The organism is Sphaerisporangium melleum (assembly GCF_014646695.1).
Classification (GTDB): Bacteria; Actinomycetota; Actinomycetes; order Streptosporangiales; family Streptosporangiaceae; genus Sphaerisporangium; species Sphaerisporangium melleum.
The window spans coordinates 112,883-136,185 of sequence record NZ_BMNT01000025.1; the positions used below are offsets into that span (position 1 = coordinate 112,883).

20 protein-coding genes are annotated in these 23,303 nt (G+C 71.3%); 11 read left to right on the top strand and 9 right to left on the bottom strand.

The features are described from left to right. Positions 1 to 6 precede the first annotated feature (6 nt). Entirely contained in the window at positions 7 to 210 is a 204-nt protein-coding gene (locus tag IEY93_RS22425) for a DUF397 domain-containing protein (RefSeq protein ID WP_189165073.1), read from the top strand. 356 nt (positions 211 to 566) lie between these two features. Here IEY93_RS22425 and ileS read toward each other — a convergent pair whose 3' ends face one another. Beyond that, positions 567 to 3,725, bottom strand: coding sequence for an isoleucine--tRNA ligase (ileS, locus tag IEY93_RS22430; protein ID WP_189165074.1), 3,159 nt, complete (start codon positions 3,723 to 3,725; stop codon positions 567 to 569). Positions 3,726 to 4,075: 350 nt separating this feature from the next. On the opposite strand from ileS, the gene IEY93_RS22435 reads away from it, so the two are divergent. The 4 genes from IEY93_RS22435 (at position 4,076) to IEY93_RS22450 (ending at position 6,524) form a co-directional block, all read left to right on the top strand. Then, positions 4,076 to 4,345, top strand: coding sequence for a DUF167 domain-containing protein (locus IEY93_RS22435; RefSeq protein WP_189165075.1), 270 nt, complete (start codon positions 4,076 to 4,078; stop codon positions 4,343 to 4,345). 85 nt (positions 4,346 to 4,430) lie between these two features. Further along, a complete protein-coding gene (locus IEY93_RS22440; RefSeq protein WP_189165099.1) occupies positions 4,431 to 4,841 on the top strand; it encodes a TraR/DksA family transcriptional regulator in 411 nt (136 codons plus the stop codon). Positions 4,842 to 4,927: 86 nt separating this feature from the next. Next, positions 4,928 to 5,602, top strand: coding sequence for a signal peptidase II (lspA, locus tag IEY93_RS22445; RefSeq protein ID WP_229691363.1), 675 nt, complete (start codon positions 4,928 to 4,930; stop codon positions 5,600 to 5,602). Beyond that, positions 5,595 to 6,524, top strand: a complete 930-nt coding sequence (locus IEY93_RS22450; RefSeq protein WP_189165076.1) for an RluA family pseudouridine synthase — start codon at positions 5,595 to 5,597, stop codon at positions 6,522 to 6,524. The genes lspA and IEY93_RS22450 overlap by 8 nt, the downstream gene beginning before the upstream one ends. Before the next feature lie 225 nt (positions 6,525 to 6,749). On the opposite strand, the gene IEY93_RS22455 is transcribed toward IEY93_RS22450, so the two are convergent. From IEY93_RS22455 to IEY93_RS22465, 3 genes are all read right to left on the bottom strand, one after another. After that, on the bottom strand, positions 6,750 to 8,261 hold the full coding sequence (locus tag IEY93_RS22455; protein WP_189165077.1) for a serine/threonine-protein kinase: 1,512 nt from the start codon (positions 8,259 to 8,261) through the stop codon (positions 6,750 to 6,752). A 37-nt stretch (positions 8,262 to 8,298) separates the two neighbouring features. Then, positions 8,299 to 9,906, bottom strand: coding sequence for a serine/threonine-protein kinase (locus IEY93_RS22460; protein WP_189165078.1), 1,608 nt, complete (start codon positions 9,904 to 9,906; stop codon positions 8,299 to 8,301). Between the two features lie 201 nt (positions 9,907 to 10,107). Next, positions 10,108 to 12,558: a serine/threonine-protein kinase gene (locus IEY93_RS22465; protein ID WP_189165079.1), complete on the bottom strand. Its 2,451-nt coding sequence runs from the start codon at positions 12,556 to 12,558 to the stop codon at positions 10,108 to 10,110. 305 nt (positions 12,559 to 12,863) lie between these two features. Here IEY93_RS22465 and IEY93_RS22470 point away from each other — a divergent pair, with 305 nt between their 5' ends. Both IEY93_RS22470 and dnaE read left to right on the top strand, forming a co-directional pair. Next, positions 12,864 to 14,003 (top strand): chorismate mutase, encoded by a 1,140-nt coding sequence (locus tag IEY93_RS22470; protein WP_189165080.1) that lies wholly within the window; start codon positions 12,864 to 12,866, stop codon positions 14,001 to 14,003. Positions 14,004 to 14,093: 90 nt separating this feature from the next. After that, positions 14,094 to 17,615 carry a DNA polymerase III subunit alpha gene (gene dnaE / locus IEY93_RS22475; protein ID WP_189165081.1) on the top strand — a complete coding sequence of 1,174 codons (3,522 nt, stop codon included), beginning with the start codon at positions 14,094 to 14,096 and terminating at the stop codon, positions 17,613 to 17,615. A gap of 66 nt (positions 17,616 to 17,681) precedes the next feature. Here the strand turns inward: dnaE and IEY93_RS22480 are convergent, their stop codons facing one another. Further along, positions 17,682 to 18,521: an alpha/beta fold hydrolase gene (locus IEY93_RS22480; protein ID WP_189165082.1), complete on the bottom strand. Its 840-nt coding sequence runs from the start codon at positions 18,519 to 18,521 to the stop codon at positions 17,682 to 17,684. A gap of 334 nt (positions 18,522 to 18,855) precedes the next feature. Here IEY93_RS22480 and IEY93_RS22485 point away from each other — a divergent pair, with 334 nt between their 5' ends. Next, positions 18,856 to 20,013, top strand: a complete 1,158-nt coding sequence (locus IEY93_RS22485; protein WP_189165083.1) for an alkaline phosphatase PhoX — start codon at positions 18,856 to 18,858, stop codon at positions 20,011 to 20,013. Here IEY93_RS22485 and IEY93_RS22490 read toward each other — a convergent pair. Continuing rightward, the gene (locus IEY93_RS22490) at positions 19,983 to 20,489 is read right to left on the bottom strand and encodes an ATP-binding protein (RefSeq protein WP_189165084.1); all 507 of its coding nucleotides are present in this window, start codon (positions 20,487 to 20,489) and stop codon (positions 19,983 to 19,985) included. The two genes, IEY93_RS22485 and IEY93_RS22490, sit on opposite strands and share 31 nt — an antisense overlap. Further along, positions 20,486 to 20,812 carry a hypothetical protein gene (locus IEY93_RS22495; RefSeq protein WP_189165085.1) on the bottom strand — a complete coding sequence of 109 codons (327 nt, stop codon included), beginning with the start codon at positions 20,810 to 20,812 and terminating at the stop codon, positions 20,486 to 20,488. Before IEY93_RS22495 ends, IEY93_RS22490 begins: the two co-directional genes overlap by 4 nt. Before the next feature lie 257 nt (positions 20,813 to 21,069). On the opposite strand from IEY93_RS22495, the gene IEY93_RS22500 reads away from it, so the two are divergent. Genes IEY93_RS22500 through IEY93_RS22510 form a run of 3 tightly spaced genes read left to right on the top strand, consistent with a single transcriptional unit; the run spans position 21,070 to position 22,344 of the window. Then, positions 21,070 to 21,909 carry a helix-turn-helix domain-containing protein gene (locus IEY93_RS22500; protein ID WP_189165086.1) on the top strand — a complete coding sequence of 280 codons (840 nt, stop codon included), beginning with the start codon at positions 21,070 to 21,072 and terminating at the stop codon, positions 21,907 to 21,909. After that, complete coding sequence (locus tag IEY93_RS22505; protein ID WP_189165087.1) at positions 21,891 to 22,106, top strand: DUF397 domain-containing protein; 216 nt, start codon at positions 21,891 to 21,893, stop codon at positions 22,104 to 22,106. Before IEY93_RS22500 ends, IEY93_RS22505 begins: the two co-directional genes overlap by 19 nt. Before the next feature lie 43 nt (positions 22,107 to 22,149). Next, a complete protein-coding gene (locus tag IEY93_RS22510) occupies positions 22,150 to 22,344 on the top strand; it encodes a DUF397 domain-containing protein (protein ID WP_189165088.1) in 195 nt (64 codons plus the stop codon). Positions 22,345 to 22,378: 34 nt separating this feature from the next. On the opposite strand, the gene IEY93_RS22515 is transcribed toward IEY93_RS22510, so the two are convergent. Continuing rightward, positions 22,379 to 22,861 carry an NUDIX domain-containing protein gene (locus IEY93_RS22515; protein WP_203968787.1) on the bottom strand — a complete coding sequence of 161 codons (483 nt, stop codon included), beginning with the start codon at positions 22,859 to 22,861 and terminating at the stop codon, positions 22,379 to 22,381. A 123-nt stretch (positions 22,862 to 22,984) separates the two neighbouring features. Further along, positions 22,985 to 23,303: ATP-binding protein (locus tag IEY93_RS22520; protein WP_229691365.1), on the bottom strand; the 319-nt coding region annotated here is incomplete at its 5' end.

A 23,303-nucleotide genomic window follows, 5' to 3' on the forward strand; every position in this document is an offset into this window, starting at 1 on the left:
CGCAAGATGCCAGAGATCCCCGACCTGTCCCACGCCATCTGGCGAAAGAGTCGACGAAGCGGAGCCAACGGTGCATGCGTTGAGGTGGCCGCGATAGGCAACATGATCGCCGTTCGAGACAGCAAGGACCCTGGTGGTGCCGCGGTGGCCTTCGGTGTCAGTGAATGGCGCTCGTTCGTCGGAGGCTTGAAGGCCGGCGGCCTGAAGTAAATGGCCTGATCGACAGTAAGAGCGGAGGCTTGTACGTCAGGGTCTCCGCTCTTTTCCTCTTCCGCCCTGTTAGAACAACGCGCCTTCAGGCGGGAGCAGGCCGTCGCCGAAGACTTCCTCATGCCCGGCTTCCGCTCCTGTACTGGCGGCCATGAGCGAGGAGGCCGGCTCGGGCGCGTTCGCCGAGTTCCCCCTTGTACGATCGGCGGCCGCCTTCTTGGGTTCGACTTCTTCTTGGGGCGCTGAACACCCTCTCGAGCTCCGCACGGGCCGTGTACGGAATCTACGTTGTAAAGGGCCCCGGGATGATTCCCAGGGCCCTTCGGACCATTTCGGGCGCCCGTGCCGGCCCGTGGTCAGGCGGTGGCGCGGGTGAGGTGGAAGGTCAGGCCGAGGTCGGGGTCGTGGTGGGCGGGGAGGTCGGTCCCCGGAGTGCCCTCGGTCATGGAGGTGGCCAGAACCTCCTCGGCCACCTTGCCGCCGTCCGCGCGCAGCGCGTCGGCGAGGTCGCCGGAGGCCGTCCACCACAGGTCGATGCGGTCGGTGATGGACAGGCCGCTGGACTTGCGGGCGTCCTGCACCAGGCGGACGACCTCGCGGATCAGGCCGGCGCGCATGAGCTCGGGCGTCACCGTCAGGTCCAGCGCCACGGTCTCGCCGGTGCCCGTGCCGGCCGCACCGCTCTCCACCGCCCAGCCGGCCCGCGGCTGCTCGCTGATGATCACATCGTCCGGCCCGAGCTCGGCGGGCTCGCCGTGCACCTGGACGGTCGCGGTCCGGCCGTCGCGGATGAGGTGAGCCAGCTCGGCCGGGTCGGCCGCGGTGATCGCGGCGGCGACGTCCTTGGTGGCGCCGCCGAACCGCTTGCCGAGGGTGCGGAAGTTCGGCTTGACGGTGAAGGAGACCAGGTCGGAGGAGAACGACGACAGGTCCTCCAGCGCCTGCACGTTCAGCTCGTCGGCGATCAGATCGCGCAGCGAGGCGGGCATTGACGCCCATCCGGGCGCGCCGACGAGCGCGCGGCCGAGCGGCTGGCGGGTCTTGACCCCGCTTCCGGCGCGGGCCGACCTGCCCAGCTCGACCAGGCGGCGCACCAGGGCCATCTGCTCCGACAGCGCGGGGTCCAGCAGCTCCTCGCGCACCTGCGGCCAGGTGGCCAGGTGCACCGACGCCGGCGCGTCCGGGGCGCGCAGCACGTCCCAGACGTAGTCGGTGACGAACGGGACGAACGGCGCCATCAGCCGGGTCAGCGTCTCCAGGCACTCGTACAGGGTCGCGAACGCCGAGGTGTCGCCCGACCAGAAGCGGCGGCGGGACCTGCGGACGTACCAGTTGGACAGGTCGTCGAGGAAGTCGGTCAGCCGCCGGCCCGCCCGGGTGGTGTCGAACGACTCCATGGCGTCGGTGACCTCGGCCACGGTGCGGTTCAGCTCCGCCAGCGCCCAGCGGTCGATCAGCGGCCGGTCGGCCGGCGCCGGGGCCTCGGCGAGCGCGGCCGGCGACCAGGACTCGGCGCCCGCGTACAGCGTGAAGAAGGAGGTGGTGTTCCAGTAGGTCAGCAGGACCTTGCGGACGATCTCCTCCAGCGAGGCGTGGCCCACCCGCCGCGGCGCCCAGGGCGAGCCGGAGTTGGCCATGAACCAGCGCAGCGCGTCGGCGCCGTGCCGCTCCATCAGCGGGATCGGCTGCAGCACGTTGCCGAGGTGCTTGCTCATCTTGCGGCCGTCCTCGGCGAGGATCAGCCCCAGGCACAGCACGTTCTCGTAGCTGGACCTGTCGAACACCAGCGTGCCGACGGCCATCAGCGAGTAGAACCAGCCGCGGGTCTGGTCGAGCGCCTCGCAGATGAACTGCGCGGGGTAGGACGCCTCGAAGGTCTCCTTCCCGACGTGCGGGGCGCCCCACTGGGCGAACGGCATCGCGCCGGAGTCGTACCAGGCGTCGATGACGTCGGGCACGCGGCGGGCCTCGTTGCCGCAGGTCGGGCAGGGGAAGGTGACGTCGTCGACGAACGGCCGGTGCGGGTCGAGCGCCGACAGGTCGCGCCCGGCGTGCGCGCCGAGCTCCTTCAGCGAGCCGACGCAGGTCACATGCGACTCGTCGTTGGTGCACACCCACAGCGGCAGCGGGGTGCCCCAGTAGCGCGACCGCGACAGCGCCCAGTCGACGTTGTTGCGCAGCCACTCGCCGTAGCGGCCCTCCTTGATGGTGGCCGGGTACCAGGCGGTGCGCTCGTTCTCGGCGAGCAGGCGGTCCTTGATCGCGGTGGTGCGGATGTACCAGGAGGGCAGCGCGTAGTACAGCAGCGATGTGTGGCAGCGCCAGCAGTGCGGGTAGGAGTGGTCGAAGTGGCCGCCGCGCATCAGCACGCCGCGGGCGCGGAGGTCCTCGGTCAGCTCCTCGTCGGCGTCCTTGAAGAACTTCCCGCCCACCATGGGCACGGACGCCAGGAACCGCCCGTCCGGGCCGATCGGGTTGACGATCGGCAGGCCGTAGCGCTTGCACACGGTCATGTCGTCGGCGCCGAACGCCGGGGCCTGGTGGACCAGGCCGGTGCCGTCCTCGACGGTGACGTAGTCGGCGAGCACCACGTAGTGCGCGCCGGGGATGTCGACCAGCTCGAACGGCCGCGCGTACGGGGTGTACTCCAGCTCGGCGCCGGGGAAGCGCTCGCCGGCGGTCCAGCCCTCGCCGAGCGCGCTCGCAAGGAGCGGCTCGGCCACGATCACCGGCCGCTCACCCTCCTTGGACGCCACGACGTAGGTCACCTCGGGGTGCACGGCGACCGCGGTGTTGGACACCAGCGTCCAGGGGGTGGTGGTCCAGATGAGCAGGTCGGCGCCCTCGAACCGCCCGGAGGTGACCGGCATCCGCACGTACACCGACGGGCTGGTGATGGTCTCGTACCCGCCGGGCTGGCCGAGCTCGTGGTCGGACAGCCCGGTGCCGCAGCGCGGGCAGTAGGGAGTGATCCGGAAGTCGCGGAACAGCAGGTCCTTGTCCCAGATCACCTTGAGCGACCACCAGACGGCCTCCACGTAGGAGGGGTCCATGGTGCGGTAGGCCTGGGACATGTCGACCCAGTAGCCCATGCGCTCGGTCATCTCCTCGAACGCGTCCACGTGGCGCTCGACCGACTCGCGGCAGCGCTCGTTGAACGCGGCGATGCCGTACGCCTCGATCTCCGGCTTGCCGGACAGGCCGAGCTCACGCTCGACCGCGACCTCGACCGGCAGGCCGTGGCAGTCCCAGCCGGCCTTGCGCGGCACGTGGAAGCCGCGCATGGACTTGTAGCGTGGGAAGACGTCCTTGAAGACCCGGGCCTCGATGTGGTGCACGCCGGGCATGCCGTTAGCGGTGGGCGGGCCCTCGTAGAACACCCAGGACGGCCCGCCGGCGTTCTGCTCCAGCGAGCGCTCGAAGACCTTGCCGTCGCGCCAGCGGTCGAGGACCTCCGCCTCCAGGGCGGGCAGGCTCACCTGGGCGGGGAGCGGGCGGAAATAGGGTGCGGACATCGTAGGGGCAGCCTCCACGCGAGTGTTCCTCCATGGCGTGGAGGGACGAGGCCGAGGCCCCGCGGTACCACCCTCCTTGGCCTCCGCGGAAGCCCTCCTCCCGGAAAAGGAGGAAGGATCTCCGGAAAAGAGGCCCACTCTTGTCTTTGCTGCCGGTTCTACTGGACCGCGTGACCTTGAGGGGCGCGGCCGTTCCTCCGGCGGCTCCGGGGTGATCTTCGCTTCGGCCCCCGCCCCGGGCTCGCACCGCCCCCGGGTCGCTCCTGCGAGGGGGATCGGAGCTACTCGTCCCCATCAACGCCTTGCAAACTGACACGATAGCCGACGACGGGGAGAGGACCGACACATTGATGAGGCTGGGCATCAGGGTACGGCCGGGCGCGTCCCGTGAGTCCGTCGGCGGCGCCTACGGCGAGGACGCCATCGTGGTGCGGGTGAACGCGCGCGCGGTGGACGGCCGGGCCACCGAGGCGGCGCTCCGCGCGGTGGCCGAGGCGTTCGGTGTGCGGCGCGCCGACGTCCGCCTCGTAACCGGCGCGACAAGCAGGGACAAGGTCGTGGAGATAACCGGTAACGAGCAGGAATTGACCGAAAGGGCTGCGGCGTTACGGATGGCGTAAACGGTCGGCGCGTCGTTTGTTCTTCGGATATGGCCGACCTATGCTTCCCGCACTGCTCATCAGGTGGATCTGCGAGGAGACCTTCATGGCCGGAGTTACGCGGGCGGACAAGACCGCCACTCAGGCGAGCGGTGCCGCCGGCTGGACCGCGGAGGAGCTCTCCGAGGTCCGCCGCCGGCTGCTCGGCGAGACCGAGGAACTTACCGCCGAGGTCGCGCGCGCGGAGTCGCAGATCGCCTCCGGCGACATCAGCGACAGCGCGGGCGACGACCAGGCCGACGCCGGGGCCAAGACGTATGAGCGGGAACGTGAGATCGCCCTTACCCTGAATGCGCGCGACCTCATCGCGCAGAACGAGCGGGCGATCGCCCGCATCGACGCAGGAACCTACGGAGAGTGCGAATCGTGCCACAAGCCGATCGGCAAGGAGCGGCTGCAGGCGTTCCCGAGGGCGACGCTGTGCGTGTCGTGCAAGCAGCGGGAGGAACGCCGCTGAGCCACTCGTCAGGTGAGCCGGAGACGACCGCCTCGACCGGCCTGGCGGCACATGAGGGGCACGAGACCACTCGCTCGAAGCGCATCGTGGCACTCGCGGTCCTCGCGGCGGTGGTCTACGCGCTCGACCTCGTGAGCAAGACGATCGTGGTGAGCACGCTGGAGGGCCGCGAGCCGGTCACCGTGATCGGCGACGTGCTGCGGCTGCGGGTGATCCGCAACTCCGGCGCGGCGTTCAGCATCGGCACCGGCATGACGATCGTCTTCACCGTCATCGCGGTCGGCGTGGTCATCGCGATCCTGCGTACGGCGCGGCAGCTCCGCAGCCTGCCGTGGGCGGTCACTCTGGGGCTGCTGCTCGGCGGGGCGCTCGGCAACCTCACCGACCGTCTCTTCCGCGCTCCCGCGCCGTTCCAGGGGCATGTCGTCGACTGGATCGAGGTCTTCCCGGTCACCAGGTTCCCGGTCTTCAACGTCGCCGACTCGGCGATCGTGTGCGGCGGCATCCTCGCCGTCCTCCTCGCCTGGCGGGGCTACCAGATCGACGGCACGCGCGCCGGCGAGGAGCCGGCCGCCGAGGCGTCCGGAGCCGTTCAGGAATCCCGGCCCGCGCAGGCGTCCGAGACCGCGCACGAGTCCCAGGCCGCGCAGGCGGTCCGGCATTCGGGCGACGGAGAGCGCGCCCCGGGCGAGACCGATGACCACGAGCCCGCGCCGGGCACCGTGGGCGGCCGCGAGCGGGAGGGCCGCAGCCATGGGTGAACAGCGCAGCCTCTTCGTCCCGGACGGCCTGGAGGGCGAGCGCCTGGACGCCGCCCTGGCCCGGTTGTTCGGTTTCTCCCGCACCCGGGCCGCCGAGCTGATCGCCGCCGGCGACGTCCAGGTGGACGGCGCCGCCACCGCCAAGTCCGACCGTGTGCACGCGGGCGCGTGGCTGGAGGTCGTGATCCCGCCGCCGCCCGCCGCGCCTGTGCCGGTGGCCGAGCCGGTGCCCGGCATGGGCATCCGGTACGAGGACGACGACATCGTCGTGGTGGACAAGCCGATCGGCGTGGCGGCGCACCCCACCGTGGGGTGGACCGGCCCGACCGTCCTCGGCGGTCTGCTCGGCGCCGGGCACCGGGTGGCCACCAGCGGTGCCGCCGAGCGCCAGGGCATCGTCCACCGCCTGGACGCCAACACCACCGGCGTCATGGTCGTGGCCAAGAGCGAGACGGCCTACTCCCGCCTCAAGCGGGCCTTCAAGGAGCGCACGGTCGACAAGCGCTACCACGCGCTCGTCCAGGGACACCCCGACCCGCTGCGCGGCACCATCGACGCGCCCATCGACCGGCATCCGGCCGGCGACGGCAGGTTCGCGGTCGTGGCCGGGGGCAAGCCCTCGATCACCCACTACGACACGATCGAGGCCTTCCGGGCGGCGTCCCTGCTGGACATCAAGCTGGAGACCGGCCGCACCCACCAGATCAGGGTCCACATGTCGGCCACCCGCCACCCCTGCGTGGGCGACCTCGCCTACGGCGCCGACCCCACGCTCGCGGCCCGGCTCGGCCTCACCCGCCAGTGGCTGCACGCCGTCTCGCTGTCGTTCGAGCATCCGTCGAGCGGCGAGTGGGTGACCTTCACCAGCGACTACCCCGCCGATCTGGCCCGGGCGCTGGAGATCGTCCGCGCCGAGTCCTGACCACACCCCGCGCCCGGCTCCCGATCCCTCGTGGTCTCGGCCGGGGGTCCCGGCGCCGGCCGCGCTCCGGTTCGGGTCGTGTACCACCTGCCTTGCGGGTGGCGTCCCGGACCTGGTCGTGCCGCGTGCGGTCCAGGCCGTGTCCTGCACCTAGATCGGTCCAGGTCGTATCGTGCCGTACGGGGCCTCATCGCCTCCGCCGGGCGGGGTGCCCGGGGCGAGGCGTCAGGCGCCGGGCATGGGGCCGCCGTCGAGGACCATCCCCGCGCCGCCGGTCTCGCCCTGGTCGCTGGTGGCATCGTCGCTGTTGCTGACGCGGTTCTGGTCGTCCTGGCCGTCCTGGTCCTTCTTGCCGCCGCCCGGGTCGTCGTTCTCGTCCCTGGAGGGCGGGACGGTGTTGTCCTCCGAGCGGTCGGTCCTGGTCTTGGTCGGCTTGGGCGAGGGCCGGGGTTCGGGCGACTTGCCGCCGTCCCGCGCGTCCTTGCTGCGGTCCGGCGTCGGACGGTCGCCGGTGGGCCCGGGCTCGCCGCCGCTCTGCGACCCCTGCCAGGACGGCTGCTCGCTGGGCGGGCGGCCCTCCTGGCCAGTGCGCCGGGTGACCGGTTCGGCGGTCGGGGTGACCGACACCGTGACCCGGACGGTGGGGGAGGTGGCCGGGGTCGCGGGCCCGGAGTTCCGGGCGGTGACCCAGGCGAGCCCGCCGGCGACCAGCCCGACCGACAGGATCAGCGACGTCAGACCGGCCAGCGCGATGCCGCGCCCGCCCGCCGGGCGCACCTGCGGCGGCTGTGCGTCCGGTTCGGTGATCGGCGGGCCGGCCATCCGTTCCCGGGATGGGGAGGGTGCCTGTGCGGGCACCCTGGCCGGCTCGCCGGCGGGGACCGGTGCGGTCGGCTCCGGCTGGATGCCGGCGGCGACCATGCGCAGGTAGCGCTCGGCCTCGGTCGCGGTGAGCCGTTCGGCCGGGTCCTTGCGCAGCAGCCCGGCCAGCACCGGCGCCAGCGGCCCGGCCAGGCGCATCGGCGCGGGCGGGTCGTGCATGACGGCGCCGAGCGTGGCCAGCGGGTTTCCGCGCTGGAACGGCGAGCGGCCCTCCACCGCGACGTACAGGGTGACGCCGAGCGACCACAGGTCGGAGGCCCGGGTGGCCTGCCCGCCGGCGGCGCGTTCGGGGGCGATGAACGCCGGGGTGCCGATGAGCGTGCCGGTGCGGGTCACCGGGGAGTCGTCTTCGAGGGTGGCGATGCCGAAGTCGGTGAGCACCGCCCGGCCGCCGTCCTTGGCCAGCAGCACGTTGTCCGGCTTGACGTCGCGGTGCAGCACGCCGGCCTGGTGGGCGGCGCGCAGCCCGGCGAGCACCTGCAGACCGATCTCGGCGGCGCGGACGGGGTCCAGCGGGCCGTGGTCGCGGACGACGGCGCCGAGCGTGTCGGAGGGCACCAGCTGCATCACGATCCAGGGATGGCCGCCCTCGTCGAACACGTCGTAGACCGTGGCCACGCCCGGGTGGCTCACCCTGCCGGCGGCGCGCGCCTCGCGGAACGTTCTTGCTGCGAAGATCTCCCGTTCGGGGCCGGTGAGCTCCGGTGGCGCGATCAGCTCCTTGACGGCGATCTCGCGGCCGAGGACCTTGTCATGGGCGCGCCAGACGGTGCCCATTCCACCTCGGCCGATGGGGTTCAGCAGACGGTATCTGCCTGCCACGACTCGGTCTGTGACCTGGGAGGAATCCGGCATGTGAAGCGGGCTACCCCGAAAAATCGGTCACATGCCTCTATGGTTTGGATGGCCGAAAAGTCCTGGCGAACGCCTCGAAAAGTGGATATTCCTCTTTCCATCGGTCGTCCGTCGTCTGCCAGTAGATGGCGAAGTGCCGCCCGTCCGCCGTGGCGAACGCGCGGTCCAGCACGTGCACGCGCCCGTCCTTGGTCTGCCAGGTGAACTCCCAGTCGGCGGCCGGGCGCGCGCGGTAGGTCACCGCGCGCAGGCTCAGCAGCTCGTAGCCGGGCAGCCGCCGTTTCGCCACAGCCTGCACCTCGACGTCCCGCAGTGCGAGAAGCGGGTCGCGCGCCGTCCAGGCGGTGGTGTCCACCAGCAGGTAGCCGCGTGAACCCGGTAGCCGGAAGCTCACCCTCGACGGCTCGCGGTTGAACTCGGTCGCACGCTCCGGCAGGCCGATGGTGAAGCCCAGGCGATCCACGTGGGTGCTCCAGCCCGCCGGCAGGCCGGAGGAGGAGCCCGACGGGCTGGGCGTGGCGGAGGGAGACGGCGGATTCGACACCACCGCCGACGCGGTGGCCCCGGCGTGACCGTCCCGCGAGACGGTCACGCCACCGGCGACCTGCCGGTAGCCGAGCCAGCCGCCCACGCCGAGCACGGCCACGAGCAGCGGCACGCCCACGAGCAGGCCGGCGCGGGCCGGGCCAGGCCGGCCACCGCCCGCGGCCGGCGCCGGATGGTGGTCGAGCGTCGTCCAGGGCGCCTGCCCGGCCAGTGTCATGGGCGGGACGGGAGACCCCGGCGCGGGGGCGCGTCTGGCCCTGCCGCGCGGCCCTCGGGCCGAGCCGCCCGCGGCCACCTGACGCAGCGCCTCGGCGGCCTCGGCGGCCGGCATGCGCTGCTCGGGCTCCTTGTGCAGCAGCCCGTCGATCACCGGGGCCAGCGGCCCGGCCCGCCGCATGGGCTCGGGCCGGTCGTTGAGGACGGCCGCCATGGTGGGCACCGGGGCACCCCGGTCGAACGGCGGCCGGCCCTCCACGGCGGCGTACAGCGTCGCGCCGAGTGACCACAGGTCGGACTCGGGAGCGGCGGGACGGCCCTTGAGCCGCTCGGGCGGCATGAAGGCCGGAGTGCCCGACAGGTTGCCGGTCGTGGTCAGCGCCGTCTCCTCGGGCATCGTGGCGATGCCGAAATCGGTCAGCACCACCCTGCCGCTCTCGGTGAGCAGGACGTTCTCCGGCTTGACGTCGCGGTGCAGCACTCCGGCGGCGTGCGCGGAGCGCAGGGCGTCCAGCACCTGCGTGCCGATCTCGGCCACCCGCCGCGCCTCGAAGGGCCCGGCCGACCTGATCATCTCGCCCAGCGAGCGCGCCCGCACGAGCTGCATGACGATCCACGGGCGGCCGTCCTCCTCGATGACGTCGTGCACGACGACCACCGAAGGATGATCCAGCCGCCCCGCGGCGCGGGCCTCGCGGATGGTGCGCCGGTTGAAGGCGACGCGGTCCTCCTCGCTCATCGCGTGGTAGAGGACCTCTTTGACCGCGACCGTGCGGTCCAGGAGCTCGTCGTGGGCCCGCCAGACCACGCCCATGCCGCCGCGGCCGATCGGCTCGAGCAGGAGATACCTGCCGGCGACCCGGCGCTGCGTCTCAGCGGTCACCTCGACCCACCCACCCCTCCATTCTCGCCCCCGCATCGTCCCATATCCGGACGACACGGGGAGCCCGCCCGCCCAGACCGGACGTCCCACCGGAGCGGCGGGGCGTCCGGACGGTCGCCGCGGCGCGGAGGTGAGGCGCGTGCTCCCGGCAGGAGGAGGTGACGGGTGGCCGGGAGCCCAGGGGCGGCCCGGCCCCGTCGCCTACTTGGCGGGTTCGAAGGTCGCGGCCATCGTCTCGAACATGGCCTTCTTCTTCTTCCAGCCCTTCTCCTGGGTCTTGAAGAGCAGCGCGTAGCCGTTGTTCTTGTCGGTGACGAAGCCGCGGTCGATCACGCGGGAACGGTAGCGGCTGTCGCCGAAGGTGAACTCCCAGTCGGCCGCGGTCTTCCAGAACCCCTTGACCTCCCTGTAGGCGATCAGCTTGTAGCCGGGGAAGTTGCCGCTCATGCCCGGTGCGTCGCGCTTCCAGGTCTCCAGGGCGTCGGACTTCGGCTGGGAGGTGTGGTGGACCTCCAGGTAGGTGTGCACGTCGCCGCGGAAGCGGACCTCGCCGTTGCCCCTGCCGTCCACGTCCCACCCCTTGGGCAGTGCGATGGAGAAGCCGCTGGAGTGCTTGTACTTGTGCCAGCCCTTCGGGACGTCCCCCGGCCCGACGGCGTCGTCGCCGGGCTTGGGGCTGGAAGAGGGCTTGGGCTCGTCCGGCGAGGCGGACGGGGTCGCTGACGCCGCAGGACTCGCCGAGCCCGTGGAACCCGACGCACCGGTGGACGGCGCGGGAGAAGACGGCGCGTCCGACCCCTTGGAGGGGGCGGTGGCCTGTCCGGTGGAGGCGGCGCCGCCCTTGGAGCCGTCGGACGCCATCTGCGTGCCCAGCCACAGCGCGACGGCGGCCACGATGACGACCACGGGCACGGCGATCAAGGCCACACGCAGGGCGGGCGGCCGCTCGCCACCGCCTGTTCCCGAGCCGGACCAGCCGCCGGAGGCCCCCGCGCCGTCGTCCCCGGCGACGGCCGGGCCGACGGTGGTGGCACCGGCCGGGGTGCCCTCGTAGGAGGCCGCGACCGGATCGGCCGGCGCGGCGTACGGCGCGCCGCCGTAGGGACGTTTGCGGGTCTCGGGCCGGGTACGGGCCTCGGTCTCCGCCGCCGCCTGCTGCCGGGGAACGTGCGTCGGACGCTGCGGGTCGTCCTGACCGGCGAGCGCCGCGGCGGGGCGCTCACCGGCGTGCTCCGCGTGCTCCGCGAGCTCCGCGAGGTCGGTGCGCTCGGCCGGTTCGCTGCGCCGGACGGGCTGCACCGGCGCCTTGATCGGGCGCGCGGCGGGCCGCACAGGCTGTACGGGTGCCTTGATCGGCTTGGCGCCGGCACCCCGCTCGGGCCGCTCGCCGGCCGGCTTCCCGGCGCCGGCCGGAGAACTCGCCGCGCGGCCCGCGTCGGCCGGGGCGTCGCCGTCCTCGCTCTCATGCGCGGGAGCGCTCGGCTCCGGCTCCTCCGCGCCGGTCGCCGGGCGCGCGGCGCGCGGCGTCTCCGGCGCGGGGTCCGCCGGGCTCGCCTGCGCGTCGTCGTCCTGCTCGGTGGCCGCTGCGGCCCGCGCCTGGCCGGCCCCGGGGGCCGGTCGCAGCGACCGCACCTGCCGCAGCGCATCCCCCTGGTCGCGCACGCCGGTCTCGGGAACGGCGGGGGCGGCGGCCTCGGCGGCCTCCTCCTGCGCCGGGCGCCGGGGCGGCTTGGGCTGCTTGCGCGGCGGGCTGGTGGGCGGCGCGGGCAGCGGCGTCGCCGGCATCGTGTGCTGCGCGGCCGTCGGCACGCTGGAGCGGTCCTGCGCGATGCTGCGCAGCATCCGCTCGGCCTGGTCGGCGCCCAGCCGCTTGTCCGGGTCCTTCTCCAGCAGGCCCGACAGCACGGCGCCGAGGCGCCCCGCGCGCAGCGCCGGCTCGGGCTCCTCGTTCAGCACGGCGTGCATCGTGGCCATCGCCATGCCCTTGTCGTGCGGCGGCCGGCCCTCGACGGCGGCGTACAGCGTGGCGCCGAGGGACCACAGGTCCGACTCGCGCTGCGCCGGGTAGCCGCGCAGCCGCTCGGGGGCGATGAAGGCGGGCGTGCCCACCAGCCCCGTGCGGGTCATCGTCGTGTCGGTCTCCATGCGGGCGATGCCGAAGTCGGTCAGCACCACCCGGCCGTCATCGGTGAGCAGGACGTTCTCGGGCTTGACGTCGCGGTGCAGCACCCCGGCGGCGTGCGCGCTGCGCAGCGCCTCCAGCACCTGCAGGCCGATCTCGGCCACCATGCGCATCGGCAGCGGGCCGTCGTCGCGCAGCACCTGGCCGAGGGATCGCGAGTCGACCAGCTGCATGACGATCCACGGGCGGCCGTTCTCCTCGATGACGTCGTGCACCACGACGACGTTCGGGTGGGCCAGCCGGCCCGCGGCCCGCGCCTCTCTGAGCGTGCGCTGGTTGAGCTCGGCGACCTCGTCGTCCTGGGGGTCACCGGGATAGCGGACCTCCTTGACGGCGACCGCCCGGTCGAGCAGCTCGTCGTGCGCCCGCCACACGATGCCCATGCCGCCACGGCCGATCGGCTCCAGTAGCTGGTAGCGGTCGGCCACGCGGCGTCCCTGCCGCCGTCCGTCCGGCCGTGCTTCCGACATCACCCGCCGCTACCCCCTTCCAGGCCACTGAATCGTCCCATAGCGATGCGCACGTGCAAACGCGGCGGCGCATGATCCGTCCGGCATGTGAGACGCGATGTCCAGTACGTGGAGCATTCTGGTATCGTCAACCGCATGACTTGCTATTTCGTGGTCATCCGGCCGGTTCCGGGAGGGCCGGTCGCCGACACGATCTAGCGACCTTCCGGAGCCGGCAGGGGCGGAGACCACGAGTCTTCGCCCTTCGTCATTGCCACCCCCGCCGGCTCGCGGTGACGCGGCCGGCGCCCAGCGAGGGAGCCGAGATGTCATCGACCGGACAGCAGGGTACGCGCCCCGTCGCGATCGGGAGCCTGCCGGTGGGCACGGGGCCCGCCGTGGTGCTCCGCGGCGCGTCCGCCGCTGCGACACCCTCGGCCGCCCCGGAGCGTTCCGCGTCGAGGCCGGCCTCCGGTGCGGTCGCCGGGCAGGACGGCCCCGCGAGGGAGCCGGACGGAAAGCACGCGGACGGAGTGTGGCTGCGCCCGCCCGCGGGCCGGGCCGCGGCCGAGCTGACCCGGGTCAGGGCCTGGTGGGACGGGCCGCTGCTCGCCGAGCCCGCCACGCCGGACGACCTGCCCGCCCTCGCCGCGCACGCCGACGCGCTGGTGCTCGGCCCCGCCTGGGCCGGCGACCCCGCGCTGGTCACCGTGGCGGGCGCGCTCGCCCTGCCGGTCGTCCTCGCCAGGGGCGCGGCCGCGCTGGAGGACTGGCTGCGCGCCGCCGGCGCCTTCGCCGCGGCGGGTGCCCCCGGTGTGGTGCTGTGCGAGGACGGCGCGCTCCGCGCGTCCTCCGGACCCTCCGGAGTGGCCGGGCCCGATCTGGGGCTCGCCCGCGCGGCCCGTACGAGGTCGGGGCTGCCGGTCCTGGTCGCACCCGGTGACGATCCCCACCTCGCCGCCGCCACCGTGGCCGCCGGAGCGGACGGGCTCTGGCTCGCGCCCGAGGCCGGGCCGGACGATCTCACGGCGGCCCGCGAGGCGGTGACGCTGGTCGGCGCGCTGATCCGGGAGGAGGCCCCCGGGTCGGTCGACGACGCCCGGCAGGCCATCGACCGGGTGGACGCGGCGCTCGCCGTGCTGCTGGAGCGGCGGGCCCGCCTGGCCGGCACCGTCCAGCGGCTCAAGCCGGTCGGCGGTTTCGCCGGGCGCGACATGGAACGCGAACGCCGCCTGGTCGCCGCGATGGCCCGCCGCGCCCCGCTGCTCGGCGAGCACCGCCTCGCGCCGATCATGAACGCCGTGATCGAGGCCGGTCTGCACCTCGCGGAGGAGACACGCCGCGACACGCGCGACAATGGGGGCAAGCCCGCGTCGCACGGCGCCGAAAAGGCTTCCCACCAGGGTGGACACCGCTCGCGTACCGCCATGGAGGCGCTCGCCGCCCCCGCGCCGGATCACGATTGAGACCAGCGGGCCGCCTGTGCCCCGAGAGGCCGCCGGGACGGCGTAGGCTCTTCTGCGCCGCACCGGATCGAGGGGAGAGGGACGGCCCGCATGGCTGACTCGTTCGTCCATCTGCACGTTCACACCGAGTACTCCATGCTCGACGGAGCGGCGCGGTTGAAGCAGATGTTCAAACAGGTCGGCGATCTCGGGATGCCCGCCATCGCGATCACCGACCACGGCAACATGCACGGCGCCTACGACTTCTACAGGCAGGCGACCGCGGCCGAGATCAAGCCGATCATCGGCATCGAGGCGTACGTCGCGCCCGCCTCGCGGCACCAGAAGAAGCCCGTGCTGTGGGGCGAGCCGCACCAGAAGCGGGACGACGTGTCCGCGGGCGGCTACTACACGCACATGACGATCTGGGCGCGCAACGCCACCGGCCTCGGCAACCTGATGAAGCTCTCCTCGCGCGCCTACACCGAGGGGTTCGTGCGCAAGTGGGCCCGCATGGACGCCGAGCTGCTCGCCGAGCACGCCGAAGGGCTGATGGCCACCACCGGCTGCCCGTCCGGCGAGGTGCAGACCCGCCTGCGGCTCGGGCAGTACGACGAGGCGCTGGCGGCTGCGGCGAGGTCCCAGGAGATCTTCGGCAAGGACAACTACTACCTGGAGATCATGGACCACGGGCTCGACATCGAGCGCCGCGTCCGCGAGGGCCTCACCAAGATCTCCGGTGAGCTGGGCATCCCGCCGCTGGTGACCAACGACTCGCACTACACCTACGAGTCCGACTCCACCTCCCACGACGCGCTGCTGTGCATCCAGACCGGCAAGCAGCTGTCCGACCCCGACCGCTTCCGCTTCGACGGCAGCGGCTACTACATCAAGACCGCCGACGAGATGCGCGCCGTCGACTCCTCCGAGCTGTGGGCCGAGGGCTGCCGCAACACCCTGCTGGTCGCCGAGAAGGTCGACCCGTCCGGCATGTTCACCTTCAAGAACCTCATGCCGACCTTCCCGGTGCCCGAGGGGGAGACCGAGGAGGGCTGGTTCCGCAAGGAGATCGAGGCCGGCATGCGCCGCCGCTTCCCCGAGGGGGTGGACGAGGAGCACCAGCGCCAGATCGAGTTCGAGATGAACGTCATCCTGCAGATGGGGTTCCCGTCCTACTTCCTCGTGGTCGCCGACTTCATCATGTGGGCCAAGAACAACGGCATCCGCGTCGGCCCGGGCCGAGGGTCGGCGGCGGGGTCGCTGGCGGCGTACGCGCTCGGCATCACCGACCTCGACCCGCTGCCGCACGGCCTGATCTTCGAACGGTTCCTCAATCCCGACCGTGTCTCCATGCCCGACGTCGACATCGACTTCGACGAACGTCGGCGGGCCGACGTCATCCGGTACGTCACCGAGAAGTACGGCGCCGACAAGGTCGCGATGATCGCCACCTTCGGCACCATCAAGGCGAAAGCGGCCATCAAGGACGCCGCCCGCGTCCTCGGCTATCCCTACGCCCTCGGCGACAAGGTCTCCAAGGCCTTCCCGCCCGCCGTCATGGGCAAGGACATCCCGCTGTCGGGCATCTTCGACAAAGATCATCCGCGCTACAACGAGGCCGGTGAGCTGCGCAAGCTGTACGAGGAGGACGTCGACGTCAAGGCGGCGATGGACCTCGGCCGCGGCCTGGAGGGCCTGATCCGGCAGACCGGCGTGCACGCCGCGGGCGTCATCATGTCCCGCGAGGTGCTCACCGACTACATCCCGATCATGCGCCGCGACTCCGACGGCGCGATCATCACGCAGTTCGACTACCCGACCTGCGAGACGCTCGGCCTGCTGAAGATGGACTTCCTTGGCCTGCGCAACCTCACGATCATCGACGACTGCCTGAAGATGATCGAGGCCAACACCGGCAACATGATCGACCTGCTGAAGCTGCCGCTGGACGACCCCAAGACCTACGAGCTTCTCGGGCGGGGCGACACCCTCGGGGTGTTCCAGCTCGACGGCGGCGGCATGCGCTCGCTGCTGCGGCTGATGAAGCCCGACAACTTCGAGGACATCTCCGCGGTCGGCGCCCTGTACCGCCCGGGCCCGATGGGCGCCAACTCCCACACCAACTACGCGCTGCGCAAGAACGGCCAGCAGGAGATCACCCCGATCCACGAGGAGTTCCGCGAGTCGCTCGCCGAGATCCTCGGCACGACCTACGGCCTGATCGTCTACCAGGAGCAGGTCATGGCCATCGCGCAGAAGGTCGCCGGGTTCTCACTCGGCAAGGCCGACCTGCTGCGCCGCGCGATGGGCAAGAAGAAGAAGGCCGAGCTGGACAAGCAGTTCGCCTCCTTCGAGCAGGGCATGAAGGACAACGGCTACTCCGCCGCGGCCATCAAGACCCTGTGGGACATCCTGGTCCCCTTCTCCGACTACGCCTTCAACAAGGCGCACAGCGCCGCCTACGGCCTGGTCTCGTACTGGACGGCCTACCTCAAGGCCAACTACCCGGCCGAGTACATGGCCGCGCTGCTCACCTCGGTCAAGGACGACAAGGACAAGTCGGCGCTCTACCTCAACGAGTGCCGCCGCATGGGCATCAAGGTGCTGCCGCCGGACGTCAACGACTCCGACTTCGACTTCACCCCGCGCGGTACCGACGTCCGCTTCGGCCTGTCGGCCATCCGCAACGTCGGCGGCAACGTCGTCGACGGCATCATCGGCGCGCGCAAGGAGAAGACCCGCTTCGCCGACTTCAAGGACTTCCTGCGCAAGGTGCCCGCACTGGTCTGCAACAAGCGGGTCATCGAGTCGCTGATCAAGGCCGGCGCGTTCGACTCGCTGGGCCACCAGCGCAAGGGCCTGGTCATGGTGCACGAGCAGGCCGTCGACGCCATCATCGACATCAAGAAGAACGAGGCCATCGGCCAGGACTCCCTGTTCGGCGCGATCGAGGGCGCCGAGGACCAGACCTTCGACGTGCAGATCCCGCCGGGGGAGTGGGACAAGTCCACGCTGCTGGTCTTCGAGCGCGAGATGCTCGGCCTGTACGTCTCCGACCACCCGCTGTTCGGCGTCGAGCACATCCTGTCGGCCGGCGCCGACTGCTCGGTGGCCTCTCTGCAGTCCGAGGACCGCCCCGACGGGCAGGTCGTCACCGTGGGAGGCATCCTCACCGGCCTGCAGCGCAAGGTCACCAAGAAGGGCGACACCTGGGTGCTCACCACCCTGGAGGACCTCGAAGGCGCCATCGAGGTGATGATCTTCCCGTCGGCCTACCAGCTCTGCGCCACCGTGCTCGCCGAGGACGCCATCGTCTTCGTCAAGGGCCGGCTGGACAAGCGCGAGGACGTCGCCAAGATCGTCGCCATGGAGGTCACCGCGCCCGACCTGTCGCAGGAGGCCGGCGGCCCGCTGGTCGTCAGCATGCCGCTGACCCGCTGCACACCTCCGGTGATCGGCCGGCTCAAGGAGGTGCTGACCACGCACCGCGGCACCACCGAGGTCCACCTGCAACTGCACAACGGCAGCAAGACCACGGTCATGCGGCTGGACGACCGGCTGCGCGTCGCCCCCTCCCCGGCCCTGATGGGCGACCTCAAACAACTCCTCGGCCCCGCCTGCCTGGCCGGCTGACCTCCGCGCGGCCCGGCCGGGCCGAACCCGGCCGGGCCGGTGGACACCGGTGCCGCCTCTGACGTCCTAGTCCAGGAACGCGGCGACGGTGGCGACGAACCGGCCGGGGTCGTCGAGCCACGGGTAGTGGCCGGTCCCGGGCAGCACGACGTACGTGGCGTCCGGGAACAGCTTGGCGTGCTCGGCGATGGCCGGTTCGGGGGTGGACACGTCCAGATCCCCGGCCACCAGCAGGGCCGGCGCGCCGAACGTCGCGAGCGCCTCGCGCACCGCCTCGGGCGGGTAGGCGCCCTCGGAGGCGTAGATCGCCCCGGCATCCGGGTTCCGCTGCCCGTCCCCGGCGGCCGAATGCGCCTGGGCCGCCGCGTCCCACCGGCCGTAGGTGAACGGCCGGATGGCCGTGAACTCCGCGGCGCCGCCCGTGCCCGCCGAGATCGCCTCCAGCGCGGCGTACGCCCCGGGGAACCACGGCTCCGCGCTGCGCAGCCGGGCGACCTCGTGACGCATCGGCTGGGTGACCGGGATGCCCACCGCCATGGTGCTCGGCGTGATCAGCGCCAGCCTGCCGACCAGCCCGGGGTGCCGCGTCGCGTAGAACACCGCCAGAGCCGCGCCGGCCGAGTGCCCGAGCAGGTCGATCTGGTCGAGGCCGAGGTGCCGGCGCAGCGCCTCGACGTCGTCGACCTGCCGGTCGCAACGGTAGGAGGTGTCGTCCGCCGGCGCCGCGGACCCGCCGGTGCCCCGCAGATCGAGCACGATCAGCCGCCGGTGGGCGGACAGCCCGCCGAGGTCGCCGAGATAGGCCGAGGCGCGCATCGGCCCGCCCGGCAGGCAGATCAGCGGCTTCCCCTCCCCGAACGTGTGGTAGGCGAGCAGGGTCCCGTCATCGGCGGCGAAGGTAGGCATGCCCGGAATCCTGTCAACGCCCTCACCGCCCGGGCAACCCGCTTTCGCTCGCAGCGGCGCCCACCACGTCCGAAGGCTCTCGGCCGAAGATCTCGCCCGCCTTGTGTCCGCACACCGGGACGTCGGCCGGCTCGCCGCTTCGGCGGGTGCGCCGCGGCGTGCGAGGCCACCGCGGGCGGTACTGCGGCTCGGTGGCATGCGGCATTCGGGGATGGGCGAGGGCGGGCGTTCGGCATCGCCTCATCTGCCGTTCAGCGGGTGGTCCGATTACGCGCCTACGTTTGGGGGGCCGCGGCAACTGATCATGAAGACCCCTTGTTAGGGAGGTCCGTCGATGCAACGCCGTACATTCCTGCGTGCCTCGGTGCTCGGGGCGAGCACCATCGCGTTCACCGGAAGCCTGTGGCAGGGCGCCGCCCTGGCCGCGCCCGCCCAGAACGCGACCGGCCCCTACGGCCCCCTCGGCTCCGCCGACGCCAACGGAATCCAGCTCCCGGCCGGGTTCACCAGCCAGGTCGTCGCCCGTTCCGGCCAGAAGGTCGCCGGCACCTCCCACACCTGGCACAGCGCCCCTGACGGCGGCGCCTGCTTCGCGGACGGCACCGGCTGGATCTACGTCTCCAACTCCGAGATCAACCCGGGCGGCGGGGCCTCGGCCATCCGCTTCACCTCGGCGGGGGCCGTCACCTCGGCCTACTCGATCCTGTCCGGCACCCGGCAGAACTGCGCGGGCGGCGCGACGCCGTGGAACACCTGGCTGTCCTGCGAGGAGGTCAGCCGCGGGTACGTCTACGAGACCTACCCCTTCGGCGGCACCGCCGTGCGCCGCCCGGCCATGGGCCAGTTCAAGCACGAGGCCGCCGCCGCCGACCCGGTGCGCAAGGTCATCTACCTCACCGAGGACGAGACCGACGGCCGTTTCTACCGGTTCATCCCCGCCACCTGGGGCGACCTGTCCGCCGGGACGCTTCAGGTGATGGTCGCCGGCACCGCCACCTCCGGCTCGTTCACCTGGGCGAACGTCCCCGACCCCGACGGGTCGCCGACCTACACCCGCAGCCAGGTCTCCGGCGCCAAGGTGTTCAACGGCGGCGAGGGCTGCTACTACGCGAGCGACACCGTGTGGTTCACCACCAAGGGCGACAACCGGGTGTGGCAGGTCAACCTGGCCGGCAGCACCTACGAGCTGGCCTACGACGACAACCTGGTCACCTCGGGCTCCGCCCCGCTGACCGGGGTGGACAACATCACCGGCTCCAGGTACGGAGACCTGTACGTCGCCGAGGACGGCGGCAACATGGAGATCTGCCTGATCACCCCGGACGACAAGATCTCCCCGTTCCTGCGCGTCACCGGCCAGAGCTCCTCGGAGATCACCGGCCCCGCCTTCAACCCCGCGGGCGACCGCCTGTACTTCTCCTCCCAGCGCGGCACCAGCGGCTCCTCCTCCGGCGGCATCACCTACTGCGTCACCGGCCCCTTCCGCGTCTGACCTCCTCCCAAGGACGGCCCGCCATCCAGGTGGCGGGCCGTCTCGCTTTCGTCCAGCCCAGAACCCACCGGCTCCATCTCGAACCAGACGGTCCGGCTTCTCTCGTCCTGCGTCGATCCCCAGGCCGAGGACAGCTCCCGGACCAGCCACAGGCAGCGACCGCTCTCGCTGAACGGGTCGACCTGTGCGGGGATCCGCGGGAGTGGCTCCGGCGACCCCTCGTCGATCACCTCGACGCGCACCGCCGCCCCGTCGTCGTACACGCGCAGGCCCACCATGCCGCCCGGTCTGCGTCCCGACTCCGAGTACCTGATCGCGTTCGCGACCAGCTCACCCACCAGCAGTTCGGCGTCCCCGGGTTCCTGCCGCCCGGCCGCCAGCAGTAGCCCGCGCACGTACGCCCGGGCGAGCGGGACCGAGGCGTCCGTGCCGAGCAGGTCCACGGCGCCGAGGAGGCTCGCGGCCTGTGCCCTCATCGCGCGACCTCCCAGATCCGCTCGGCGGCGTCGTTCGCCAGGGCACGTACCCGATGGTCGCGTCCCCGTCCCCAGGTGAAGAACCACGTGCCCTCCCGTGCCAGCGCCATCACCCGCAGCGCGTCGTTCGGCCGGTGAACCAGCAGAACCGGCTCCAGTCCGCTTGCCAGCTCCACCGCCGCTCCCAGCCCGCGGCGATGCAGGTCCCACGCCAACCGCACCAAATGGATGTACTGCGTTTCGCGGTGAGGAGTACGTGTGATGCCGTCGGTCGCCTTCCCGTTCCGTCCACCGTGACTGCGTGAACGGGTGTTGTCGCTCATATGGGCTCCGATCCGCCCGAAGTGAAGGAACTCACGATATTGCTATGCGTGCCGCTGTCCGCTTAAAGGACTATGCGGGTCATGCATGCCCCAGGTGGTTCGTGCGAGCACCATCAGACTGCCGGTATTGCAGGCGATTGGGATGCCGTACGCGAGTCCCTGCAAGGTCAAATCATGTCTGAAACCTGGGCTGCCGGGACTGAGGCTGGCATATATTGACCCTGTCGGAAGGCTGGAATCGCAGCGCGGGAGGAAGCGTGAGGGACGAGGCGGTCTGCGAGGTGAATTCCTCCAAGCGGAAATTCGGTGCTGAGCTGCGGCGTCTGCGCGAGGCGGCAGGCTTGTCGCAGAATGCGATAGCGACGAGGCTTGAAGTGACACAAACTCACATATCTCGTCTGGAGATGGGAAAGCGGACACCGCAGGCCGATCAGGCTGAAATCTTGGATCAGCTCTTCGGATTGACCGATAGCAAGCACTTTGTTGGTCTACGTGAGCGAATGACCGCACGCTCGAGCGGGCCGGGTTGGTATCTGCGTTGGGTAGAGGAGATCGAGCCGGAGGCAGATGTTCTGCGGAGCTGGGACCCGCTCCTCGTCCCGGGACTATGGCAGACCGAGGCGTACGCGCGGCGCATCTTCTCCGGAGCGGTGAACGCCGTTCCGGAGAGTGTCGAGGCGCAAGTTCGGGCGCGACTGCAAAGGAGGGCCGTCTTGGAGCGCGCACGACCGCCTGCGATCTGGGTGCTGATCGACGAATGGGTGCTGCGCCGCCCGATCGGCACTGAGGAGGTCATGCGGGAGCAGTTGGACTACCTGCTCGAAGTGTCCGGACGGCACAACGTAAGCATCCAACTCGTACCTGGAGAGGCTTGCTGTACTGCCGGCCTGTCATCGGGGTTCATGCTCGCGCAGATGCCTGATGGGACCACCATCGTGTCGGTCGAGTCCGCGGGCAGAGGAGAGGTAAGCGTCGATCATGAGCTAGTGGCTCACGTTTGGGGCGCTTATGACAAGATACGAGCCGAGGCCTATCCCACTGGCGTCTCAATCAAGATGATCAAGGATGCGCGAGATCGATGGTATCCCAGAAGCTGAACGCGGATCTGTCCACGGCGGAATGGCGCAAGTCGACCCACTCGGGTTCGGAAGGCGGCAACTGTGTCGAGGTGGCGGTCAACCTGCCTGGTGTCGTCGCAGTGCGGGACAGTAAGAGAGGGGACGGGCCTGCTCTCATCGTCACCGCTGCGGCATGGCGGAGCTTTATCCGGGAGACAACGGCCCGGGAAGCGTAAGACATGAGTGACTAGCCCGAAACTAGGGGAACGGGGTGGCGTAATGGACCTGAGTGGTGCGAAGTGGCGTAAGTCCTCCTGGTCGAGCGTTGACGGAGGACAGTGCGTAGAGGTGGCAGCCAACCTCTCTGGCATTGTCGCGGTGCGGGACGGCAAGCGGGGGGACGGGGCTGTGCTCGTGGTCACCAAGGATGAGTGGCGGGTGTTTCTCTCGGAGGCCGGAGCCGGGGGAGTCTGACCGGGAAACGGCTTCGGTCGCTCTGCGAGCCCTGTCAGGCGGGTGGGTGGCCGTTCTCCAGGTAAGCGGTGCGGCGGTCGGGTAGGGCTGACAGCGCTTCGCGGAGCCGCCGCGCCATGCCTGGCTTCACCAGGCCGTCGAGGGCGTCCGGCCGCACGAACTCGGCGCGGTCCAGTTCCCGCTCGCACAATCGGATGTCGGCGGCCCGCGCGGACGGCAGGACGCCTCCGTCGAAGACGAACAGCAAGGCACTGTCCCAGGGGGCGCGCGGCGGGACCCAGTCGACGCACAGCAGGGGGCCGATCGGCAGGGTGAGGCCGAGTTCCTCCTCGACCTCGCGCACGCAGGCCGTCAGCGGCGACTCGTCCACCTCGACCATGCCTCCCGGGATGTCCCAGTCGGGCTTGTAGGTCGTGTGCACCACCATGATCCGCCCGACCTCGTCCCGGATCAGCGCCCCCGCCGCCGTGCGCACGCGAGCCAGTCCGGCGACGAAGGAAGGATCGACATCGCTCACCCCGCCACCGTACGGCCCGGGGGAGGGGCAGGACGGAAACCGCCACACTAGACGGACCATGTCCCGGACCGGATTCCCTAGCTCTCCCTCATCGTGCGTCACCGCCCCGGCACTCGACTGCCACTAACCGAGCGCGATCTGGAACCACACCGTCCGCCCGGTCGCCTCTCGCGTCGTCCCCCAGGCGGAGGACAGCTCGCGGACGAGCCAGAGCCCGCAGCCGCTTTCGCTGAGCGGATCGACCCGGTCGGGAATCGGTGGCAGGGGTACGTCCGAGCCCTCGTCGGTCACCTCGACCCGCACCACCTCGCCGTCCTCGTACACCCGCAGGGCGACCATGCCGTCCGCCCGGCGCCCCGATTCTGAGAGGTCGGTTTGTGAGTTGATGCCCCTTCCGGCGTTGGGTTTGGAAGAGGCGGGCTGGTCAGCGGGGTGGCTGCTG